1 protein-coding gene is annotated in these 1,065 nt (G+C 56.1%); it reads left to right on the top strand.

From position 1 onward, the window contains the following. Nucleotides 1-71: 71 nt before the first annotated feature. Nucleotides 72-1,065 (top strand): MmgE/PrpD family protein (locus NKH12_RS30435; RefSeq protein WP_352956483.1); only part of this gene is annotated, 994 nt, incomplete at its 3' end.

The raw sequence follows: 1,065 nt of genomic DNA, 5'->3' as shown, positions 1-1,065 counted from the left end.
ACGCCAGCGCATATGACGTTCCGCCGGCGTTGGCCCTTGCCGAACGCGACCCTTCTATAACCGGAGGCGAATTGCTGTCTGCCCTCGCGACAGCTATCGATCTGCACATTCGTCTATCGCGAAGCATCACTACCAACGCTATAGATACAGGCCGCGACAATATGGTCGCTGTCTGGGGTGCCACGGCGGTTAGTGCAAAGTTGCTGCGGCTCGACGAAGAGAAGACCCGGAATGCATTTGGTATCGCCTACGCCCATGCCGCCGGCGAGTTCCAAATGTATGAAGAGAATGCACACACGGTGGCGCTGCAGCAGGGATTGCGGGCTCGCTCGGGTGTTGAGTCAGCCCTATCAGCTATGGTGGGGTTCAATGGCCCGAGGGAGCCGTTCTTTGGCAAATATGGCTTCTACAACGCCTTCGAACCGGACTACGGCCTTAACATGCTTATGGACAGACTCGGTTCCGACTATGTGAACGCCTCTATTAGCTTTAAACCTTGGCCCTCCTGCAGAGCTACGCATCACGGGATCGATGGTCTCCTCCAATTGCGTGAGGAACACAACTTCACTGGCAAGGACATTGTTTCTATTGAGCTCGGTTTGAATCAGCGTGCTGCGAGTGTCGTGGTCGAGCCACGTGACCAAAGGTGGAACCCCGCCGACCCCGTTGTTGCGCGTTTCAGCCTGCCTTACGTCGTCGCTGTAGCGGCGCAACGTGGCAGCGTCACAATTAGCGATTTTCGCGCCGAAGCGCTTAAGGATCCGGCTGTGCGCCAGATCATGGCGGCCACGAAGATCGTGGTTGATCCAGAAATCGATCGCACTCACGGTCGCTACGGGAATTCGCCGACTACAGTTAAAGTGCAGCTACGGTCTGGAGCACAATATTCCATACGCATCGATAAGCCATTCGGCCATCCCGAAAGCCCGGCCTCGCTCTCTGATGGCATGCAGAAACTTACGGCTTGTGCCGAAATGTCGATGTTGCCGTTCTCCGAAAGGCAACTCGGGTTGATCGGCGAGTTCATAGACGACCTTGATAAGCGGCCTACATTGGCACCGATGT

This window comes from Mesorhizobium sp. M1322, assembly GCF_040318085.1.
Taxonomy (GTDB): Bacteria; Pseudomonadota; Alphaproteobacteria; order Rhizobiales; family Rhizobiaceae; genus Mesorhizobium.
This window is presented reverse-complemented; position numbering and strand designations above follow the sequence as displayed.